Genomic DNA, 8,729 nt, shown 5'->3' with positions numbered 1-8,729 from the left:
TCGTCGTCCTGCTCGACGATCGCCTCGACGAGGAACTCGCGGTTCCGCTCGGCCTGCTCCCTGCGCTCGGCGGGGATCTCACGCTCGGAGCGTCCGTCGGACGCCTTCTCGACGGCGGTGAATTGCAGCAGATCGATGATCCCGGTGAAGTCGGCGCCGACGCCGATCGGCATGTGGACGGGCGCGAGTGCCTTGCCGCACCGCTCGCGAAGTGCGTCGATGGTCCGCTGGTAGTTGGCCTGCTGCTGGTCGAGCTGGTTGAGCACGATGATCCGTGGCAGGCCGATGTCGTCGCATGCCGCCCACAGCCGGTCGTGCTGCGGTTGGATGCCGGCTGCGGCGTCGACGACGAACAGCGCGACGTCGGCCGCGGCGAGCGTCGGGTAGGCGTCGCCGATCGCGTCGTCGCCGCCGGGGGTGTCGAGCAGGTTGATCCGATGATCGCGCCACATCAGCCCGCCCACACCGAGGCTCCACGTGCTCCCGCGCTCGCGTTCCTCAGGCTCGTGGTCGAGCAACCCGTCACGACCGATCGGCGTGCCACCGAGCGCGATCAGGCGCTCCGCCAGGGTGGTCTTACCGGTCCCGCCGTGACCCACGAGCACGACGTTGCGGATCCGGTCGGTGGGAGTGGTGACAGCGGGCATGCGGCGTCCTCGATGGTCGTTCGTCGGGCTGCCGTGCTCTCCGGTGCACCAGCAGCGGCCGGCGCGGTCGGTAGATCCTACGGGGTCGGGCACGCGGACGCGAGTGCGATTTCGCACGCCGACCGACCCGAAAGGACGGCCACCGCGCTAGCGCCTGGCGTCGAGCTGCGCACGCACCTGACGCTTGAGGCGCGCGATGATCGCCGTCATCCCACGCAGGCGCAGCGGGCTGATCGTGTGCCCGAGGCCCATGCGGTCGGCGAGGTCCTCGGGGACCGCCAGCACCTCCTCGGCCGGCGCGCCGTCGAGCCCGTCGGCGAGGATGCCGGCGAATGCCCGGGTCGTCGGGGCCTCGGGCGGGCAGTCGAACCACACCTGCACCGTGTCGCCGTTCGCGACGGCCGCGTGCAGGAAGAACGGCGTCTGGCACTCGACGACCTGTTCCATGCTCGAGCTGTCGAGGTCGTCGGGCAGCGGCCGCAGCGACTCGGCGTACTCGAGCAGCAGCTCGATGCGCAGATCGTCCGGCGCCGCACGGAACTCGTCGGCGATCGCGGCGAGCCTGCCGCGCAGGTCGGTGCTGCTCATCGTCGCTCCCGATGTCGGGTGAGGGGAAGGGTCTGTCCGCTTCCCCATGGTTACCGTGCAATCCGAACGGTGTCGGATGCCCACCCCCTACTATGGCGTGCCCCACCGCCGTCACAGGCGCAGCAGACGGGCGCGACGCGCTGCACCGAGCCGCAGCCGCCACACCACGGCGCCCCTGGCAGGAGGAGTCCCACGATGACCGTGCCCACCGACCCGGATCCCGGCCTCGCACAGTACGCGCACCCGGAGCGGCTCGTGACGACTGCGTGGCTCGCCGACCACCTCGACGATCCAGGCGTGGTCGTCGTCGAGTCCGACGAGGACGTGCTGCTGTACGAGACGGGCCACATCCCCGGCGCCGTCAAGGTCGACTGGCACACGGAGCTGCAGGACACCGTCACGCGCGACTACGTCGACGGGGCCATGTTCGCCGCGCTGATGTCGTCGAAGGGCATCGCGCGGGACCACACCGTGGTGTTCTACGGCGACAACTTCAACTGGTGGGCCGCGTACGCCCTGTGGGTGTTCTCGCTGTTCGACCACCCCGACGTTCGACTGCTCGACGGCGGCCGCCAGAAGTGGATCGCCGAGGGGCGGCCGCTGACCACCGACAAGCCGCAGCGGGCGCGCACCGACTACCCGGTCGTGGACCGCGATGACGCCGTGATCCGCGCGTTCCGCCGTGACGTGGAGGGCCACCTCGACGTCGACGGCCGCCTGGTGGACGTGCGCTCGCCCGAGGAGTACCGGGGCGAGAAGCTGCATATGCCCGACTACCCGCAGGAGGGCGCCCTGCGCGGTGGCCACATCAGCGGTGCGGTCAACGTCCCCTGGAAGACCGCGGCCAACGACGACGGCACGTTCCGCGGCGCCGACGAGCTGACCGCGATCTACACCGAGACCCAGGGCCTCGACCCCCACGAGGACATCATCGCCTACTGCCGCATCGGCGAGCGCTCCAGCCACACCTGGTTCGTGCTGACCCACCTGCTCGGCTACGACCGCGTCCGCAACTACGACGGGTCGTGGACGGAGTGGGGCAACCTCGTCGGCGCGCCGATCACGCAGGGCGACCAACCTCGCTGACTGCCTCGTCGAGTTCCCGGCGTGCCGGCTGGGACCCACCGTGGTGTTGACCGGCACGCCGGGGCCGCTGCCAGCCGTGGTCGCCGGCGGCCACGCCCAGGGATGGGGACGGCTGGCCCGACCGGCGGGTGGTGCCCGCTAGGCTGCCCCGTATGGCTGGTGACGACGACGCGGTCGGGCGGGTGCTTGGGACCGAGGACGCCACGCCGCTGGAGTTCTGGGTGGGCATCGATCCGGAGTGCGGGCAGTACCTGCAGCTCGACGATGTGGTCGCGTTGGACCGCCGGCTGCCCGACGGGCGCGATCTGCGCATCAGCGGCGTCGTAAGCCAGGTCCGCGCACGCCACGAAGGCTCGCGGTTCGACGGCGACGTCTTCCTCGTGTCCGACGGCGTGCTCCCCGCCGACCTCGCGGAATCCGCCCAGGTGCAGGCCACCCGGTTCGAGCCGGAGGTGTTCGTGCCCCCGCACCCGGGCACACCCGTGCGCCGCGCGACCGGAACCGAGCGCGACGAGGCGCTGTTCTTCGACCGGATGCGCCTGCGACTGCCCGTGGGGCTGTCGCGCGCCGGCGAGCCGGTGTTCGCCAACCTCGAGTTCCTCGATGGCACGCGCGGCGCGCACGTCAACATCAGCGGCATCTCCGGCGTCGCGACCAAGACGACCTACGCGACGTTCCTGCTGCACAGCCTGTTCCACTCCGGCGTGCTCGGCGGCGAGGCTCACAACACCCGGGCGCTGATCTTCAACGTCAAGGGTGAAGACCTGCTGTTCCTCGACCACGACAACCGCCAGCTCGACCCGGCCGAGCACGCCAGGTACGAGGCGCTCGGGCTGACCGGCGGCGCGTTCAAGTCCGTCGAGCTGTGGGCGCCGCCGCGCCGTGGTGCCACCACGGCCGTGCCCGACACGGGCGCGCGACTCGACGGCGTCAGCGCGTTCTTCTGGACGCTCGACGAGTTCTGCAGCGACGAACTGCTGCCGTTCCTGTTCGCCGACGCCGCCGACGACCGCCAGCAGTACACGATGATCGTCCATCACCTGACCGCCAAGCTCAAACGGGAGGCGATCAGCCTGGGCGACGGTGGCGTGCGCATCGAAGGGCGATCGGTACGCACGTTCCGCGACTTCGTCGACATCCTGTCGGACCTGCTGGAGTCGGAGGACACGGCCAGCGACTGGGCGGGTCGGGCGATCGGCGTCGGGACGATCAACGCCTTCATCCGGCGCCTGCACAGCGCCGGCAAGCACCTGGACCACCTGATCCGCGGCGACTTTCCGAACCCCGAGCGGCACCGCATCGCGCGCGAGCAGCAGATCTCCGTCGTCGACATCCACAACCTGCACGACCGTGCGAAGCGCTTCGTCGTCGGCGTCGTGCTGCGCCGGACGTTCGAGGACAAGGAGCGATCCGGACAGGCGCGGCCACTGGTGTTCGTCGTGCTCGACGAGCTCAACAAGTACGCACCGCGGGACGGCTCCTCCCCGATCAAAGAGGTGCTGCTCGACATCGCCGAGCGTGGCCGGTCGCTGGGCATCATCCTCGTCGGCGCGCAGCAGACCGCCAGCGAGGTCGAGCGGCGCATCATCGGCAACTCGTCCATCCGCGTCGTCGGGCGGCTCGACACCGCCGAGGCCGGTCGTGAGGAGTACGGGTTCCTGCCACCGGTGCTGCGGCAGCGCGCGACGCTCGCCAAGCCCGGCACGATGATCCTGTCCCAGCCCGAGCTGCCAGTGCCGCTGGTCTGCGAGTTCCCGTTCCCCGCCTGGGCGACGCGGCCGTCCGAGGCCGGTGTGCAGGTGACCGACCGGGTCGTCGCCCAGCCCGAGGATCCGTTCGCGGACCTCGACGACGCCGGACTGCCGTTCTGATCATGTCTCCTAACGCTTCGCTGTCTGAGGGCTCAGTCATGTGCCCTGCCGCTTCGCTGTCTGAGGGCTTGGTCATGTGCCCCACCGCTTCGCTGTCTGAGGGTGGGCGATGAGGCTGCTGCACACCGCCGACTGGCATGTGGGCAGGACGATCCGTGGGCACAGCCGTGCCGATGAGCACCGTGCGGTCCTGGCGGAGATCGCGGGCCTCGCCGAGGAGCACGCCGTCGACGTCGTGCTGATCGCCGGGGACCAGTTCGACACCTCGGCGCCGTCGGCCGAGGCCGAGCAGATCGTCTACACCGCGCTGCTCGACCTCGCGCAGACCGGTGCCCAGGTCGTGCTGGTCGCGGGTAACCATGACAACCCGCGGAGGTGGGGCGCGATCACGCCACTGCTGGCACGCAGCGATGTCCATGCCGCGGCGACGGTGCGCCGTCCCGACGCCGGCGGTGTCCTGGAGCTGGCGACGCGATGCGGGCAGCCCGCCCGCATCGCACTGGTGCCCTTCCTGTCCCAGCGCTCGATCGTGCGGGCCGAGCATCTGATGGACCACGACGCGGGCGCGAACACCAGCGCGTACGCCGAGCGCGTCGGGGCGATCATCGAGGCGCTGACCGCCGGGTTCACGCCGGATGCCGTCAACATCGTGCTCGGCCACCTTACCGTCACGGGTGGTGACCCCGCCCTTGGCGGCGGCGAGCGCGCGGCGCACACGATCTTCGACTACTTCGTGCCGCCCCAGTCGTTCCCGTCGACGACCCACTACGTCGCGCTCGGCCATCTGCACCTGCCGCACCGCATCCCCGGCGGCGCACCGATCTGGTACGCCGGTTCGCCGCTGGCCCTGGACTTCGGAGAGGCGGAGCGGGACCACAAGGCGGCGCTGCTGGTCGACGTGACGCCTGACACGCCCGCCCGTGTCGAGAGGTTGCCGCTCCAGGCGGGCCGGCGACTGCGTACGCTGCGCGGCCCGCTGGACGACCTGCTCGCGCGGCGCGATGGCATCGACCCCGACGCCTATCTCCGGATCGTGCTCGACGAGCCGCCGCGCACAGGCCTCGCCCGGATGGTCCGCGACGAGTTCCCCCGTGCCGTCGAGGTGTCCATCAGCGCCGATCGCTACGACAGGCGCCGCACGGTCGACGACCGTGACGTCCACGGGTCGCCGCACGAGCTGTTCGCCCGCTACCTCGCCGACCACGGCGGCACCGACGACCAGTTGACCGCGTTGTTCACGCAGCTGCTGGAGGAGGAGCATGCGGCCGACGCGTCTTGAGCTGACCGGATTCGGCTCCTTCCGCGAGCCGGCGACGGTTGACTTCGCCGACACCGACCTGTTCGTGCTCGTCGGTCCGACCGGCGCGGGCAAGTCGACCGTGATCGACGCCATGATCTTCGCGCTATACGGCTCTGTGCCGCGCTACGACGACCGGCGGCTGGTCGCACCGGTGATCAACCAGGGTCGGGTGGAGGCCAAGGTCCGGCTCGACTTCGTCGTCGACGGCTCCGGCTACACGGCGGTCAGGGTCGTGCGCCGCACCCAGGCCGGTGCGACCACGAAGGAGGCGCGGCTCGAGCGCTGGGATCCGGCGGACCCGCAGAGATCCGACGGCAACACCACAACCCTGGCCGGCAACGAAAAGGAGCTCACCGAGCGCGTCGAGAAGCTGCTGGGGCTGTCATTCGACCACTTCACGCGCTGCGTCGTGCTGCCGCAGGGCGCGTTCGCCCAGTTCCTGCACGCGCGGTCCGGGGAGCGCCAGAACCTGCTGGTCGACCTGCTCGGCATCGAGGTCTACCGGCGGATCGGTCGCCGTGCGCGCGAGCGCGCCAAGCAGGCTCAGACGCGGGTCGAGCACACGCGCCGCCGCCTCGACGGCGAACTGGCCCCTGCGACGGCCGGGGCGCTCACCGCCGCAGAGGTCCGGGTCGGGACGCTGGAGGAGCTGCAGGTCCGCATCGCCGACGCCCAGCCGGAGCTCGAGCGCTTGCGTGAGCGTGGCGCCCAGCTGCGCGCAGCCGCCACCAATGCGCGACAGCGGCGAGAGCTGCTCGACGGCCTCGAGCAGCCCGCCGCGGTGGCGTCGCTGGCACGGAGGCTGGCGGACGCCGCCCAGGCCGAGGCGGACGCCGCCGCCAGGGTCGAGAAGGGGGAGCAGCAGCGCCAGGCGGCCGAGGCGGCGCGGGGCCGCCTGCCCGACGGTGCGGTCGTCACTGAGCTGCAGCGCCTCGTCGCCGAACGTGACGCACGACAGACCCAGCTCGGCCCCGCGACGGACGAGCTGCACACCGCCCTCGCCGCACGGACCGCGGCGGACGTCGCCCACGAGGACGCGCGTCGGGCGCTGGCGAGCGCGCGCGCGACGCGCGACCAGGTGCGCGAGGCCAACTTCGCGCGCGCGCTGGCTCAAGGCCTCGAGGTGGGCGACGACTGCCCGGTGTGTGCGCAGCCAGTCACCACGCTGCCCGCTCACGGCGACGCGGGCGACCTGGACGCCGCCGACGCCGCTCACGCAGCCGCCGAGCAGCAGGTCACGCGGACGGCGGCTGCCCTGCGCGCGGCCGACGCAGAGGTAGCGCGCCGCCAGCACGCACACGACGGGCTGGTCGGGGCCCACGACGGGCTGGTGACGAGCATCGACGAGCTGGCAGACGCCCACGCACTGGCGTTGAACGAGGTGCCGCGGGTTGCCACGGCGATCGCCCAGGCCGATCGCGACGTCGCCGACGCCCGCGCCGAGGAGCAGACCGCGCGCGCGGCACTGCGGCAGGCGGCCGTCCAGATGCGCGGCCTGGACAGTCACCGTCGTGCGGCGTGGACGCAGTTCGACACTGCACGGGACCCGCTGGCGGGACTGGGTCCGCCGCCGGTCGAGCGTGACGACCTCGCCGGCTCGTGGGCGCAGCTGCTGGCATGGGCGTCCGAGCGGCGGCCTGTGCTCGCCGATACTGCGGACGCGGCGGAACGGGCGGTGGAGGACGTCGCACAGCAGTGGCGCGCCCGCAACGGCGAGCTCGTGGCCGCGTGCGTGGCCGTCGAGGTGCCGGTCGAGGGGACCGATCCGCGGTCGGCCTGCGTTGCCGCCCTCGAGCGTGCCCGCGGTACGCGCGCACGCATCGCCGAGGCGGTCGAGACGGCGGAGCGGTTGCGTGCCGAGGTCCGCGACGACGAGCAGTTGGCCGAGGCCGCGACGGCGCTCGGGCAGCACCTCGGCGCGAAGCGCTTCGAGCAGTGGTTGTTGAACCAGGCCCTTGCCCAGCTCGTCGCCGACGCGTCGATCCGGTTGCGCGAGCTCAGCTCGAAGGCCTACTCGCTACAGGTCGACGACAGCGGCGCCTTCATGGTCGTCGACCACCGCAACGCGGACGAGTTGCGATCGGCCCGCACGCTGTCAGGAGGCGAGACGTTCCTGGCGTCGTTGTCGCTCGCCCTGTCACTGGCCGACCACGTGGCGCAGCTCGCCACGGGGACCAGCGCCCGGCTCGATGCGCTGTACCTCGACGAGGGGTTCGGCACGCTCGACCACGACACGCTGGACGTGGTCGCCGCCGCCTTGGAGGAGCTCGGCTCCCAGGGCCGTACCGTCGGCCTCGTCACCCACGTCCGGGAGCTCGCCGAGCGCATGCCGATGCGGTTCGAGGTCAGGAGGACCGGCGAGACCTCGACGGTCGAGCGGGTGGAGGCCTGAGCGTGCGCATCGCGATCGCCAGCTGGCCGGCTGACTACGGATCACCCGTGCTCGACGACATGCTCGCCGAGCCGACCGTATTCGTGGACACCGACGTCGAGCTGGCGTCGGCCCGGTGGGCACCCCTCGACCCGGCGACCGGGCCCCCGTCGACGGTGTGGTTCGTTGACGGCGTGCGACGCCGCGAATGCGGTGTCTGGCTCACCGGAGACGACGGCACGACCTCGCCCGGGCTGGTCGCTTCGTGGGCCGCGGGGGCCGTGTGCTGCAACGGGGCCGCGAGCATCGAGCGCTGCGAGGTGCGTCGGGGGCTGTTCAGCGCCACTGTGGAGCGTGTGGGGCTGTCCGACGAGCGCGGTGAGCTGGTCTTCGCGGCCTGCCACGCGCAGAGCGACAGCGAAGCGGGCCTCGGCAACGCCCTGCAGGGCGCGATGCGCGCCAGTGAGTTCGACATCGCCAGAGACGTCGGCGCCCCTGGCGACCTGGTGTTCCTCGACGGTCCGGTCCGCGGACGCACGACGCCGCGCACGGTCGGCTACATCAAGACGCAACAGGTCGCCTACCTGCCCCGGGCGTTGCAGGTCACGGTCGAGCACCTCGGCGTGGGGCAACGCACGCCGTTGTTCCTCACGGCGTCGAACAACTGGGAGCACTGGTCGTGGTACCTGCGGCTGTCCCACGACGGTGCGCATCCGTGGGAGGCGGTGGTGCGCTGCGAGACGCCGAAGGAAGGCGTCACGCTGCCGGCGGCCGTCGTGCTGGCGGACGAGTCGACGGCGACGCTGCCGCGCTTCGCGTCGTCGCCGCATCGTGACCTGCGCGCGCCCCAGAACCTGTACCCGATC

Annotated in this window: 7 protein-coding genes; 5 read left to right on the top strand and 2 right to left on the bottom strand. The window is 71.6% G+C overall.

Features of this window, described 5'->3' with window-relative positions; translation table 11 throughout:
- A partial coding sequence (locus tag VK923_17735) for a GTP-binding protein (protein HSJ46522.1) occupies nt 1-647 on the bottom strand: 647 nt, incomplete at its 3' end.
- 147 nt (nt 648-794) lie between these two features.
- Nucleotides 795-1,235, bottom strand: coding sequence for a SufE family protein (locus tag VK923_17730; GenBank protein HSJ46521.1), 441 nt, complete (start codon nt 1,233-1,235; stop codon nt 795-797).
- Nucleotides 1,236-1,430: 195 nt separating this feature from the next.
- On the opposite strand from VK923_17730, the gene VK923_17725 reads away from it, so the two are divergent.
- The 5 genes from VK923_17725 to VK923_17705 all read left to right on the top strand — a co-directional run.
- Nucleotides 1,431-2,321: a sulfurtransferase gene (locus tag VK923_17725; GenBank protein ID HSJ46520.1), complete on the top strand. Its 891-nt coding sequence runs from the start codon at nt 1,431-1,433 to the stop codon at nt 2,319-2,321.
- A gap of 152 nt (nt 2,322-2,473) precedes the next feature.
- A complete protein-coding gene (locus tag VK923_17720; protein HSJ46519.1) occupies nt 2,474-4,192 on the top strand; it encodes an ATP-binding protein in 1,719 nt (572 codons plus the stop codon).
- Nucleotides 4,193-4,301: 109 nt separating this feature from the next.
- Nucleotides 4,302-5,471, top strand: coding sequence for an exonuclease SbcCD subunit D (locus VK923_17715; GenBank protein ID HSJ46518.1), 1,170 nt, complete (start codon nt 4,302-4,304; stop codon nt 5,469-5,471).
- On the top strand, nt 5,452-7,884 hold the full coding sequence (locus VK923_17710) for an SMC family ATPase (protein HSJ46517.1): 2,433 nt from the start codon (nt 5,452-5,454) through the stop codon (nt 7,882-7,884). Before VK923_17715 ends, VK923_17710 begins: the two co-directional genes overlap by 20 nt.
- Nucleotides 7,885-7,886: 2 nt before the next feature.
- Nucleotides 7,887-8,729 (top strand): hypothetical protein (locus VK923_17705; GenBank protein HSJ46516.1); only part of this gene is annotated, 843 nt, incomplete at its 3' end.

The sequence above is a fragment of the Euzebyales bacterium genome, assembly GCA_035461305.1.
GTDB lineage: Bacteria > Actinomycetota > Nitriliruptoria > Euzebyales > JAHELV01 > JAHELV01.
The sequence above is the reverse complement of the archived record's forward strand: the minus strand, read 5'-3'. Positions and strand labels throughout refer to the sequence as shown.

Bases quoted from the DNA above. Each gene is read 5' to 3' on its own strand.
- VK923_17730 (HSJ46521.1), bottom strand. From the start codon at position 1,235: ATGAGCAGCACCGACCTGCGCGGCAGGCTCGCCGCGATCGCCGACGAG.
- VK923_17725 (HSJ46520.1), top strand. From the start codon at position 1,431: ATGACCGTGCCCACCGACCCGGATCCCGGCCTCGCACAGTACGCGCAC.
- VK923_17720 (HSJ46519.1), top strand. From the start codon at position 2,474: ATGGCTGGTGACGACGACGCGGTCGGGCGGGTGCTTGGGACCGAGGAC.
- VK923_17715 (HSJ46518.1), top strand. From the start codon at position 4,302: ATGAGGCTGCTGCACACCGCCGACTGGCATGTGGGCAGGACGATCCGT.
- VK923_17710 (HSJ46517.1), top strand. From the start codon at position 5,452: ATGCGGCCGACGCGTCTTGAGCTGACCGGATTCGGCTCCTTCCGCGAG.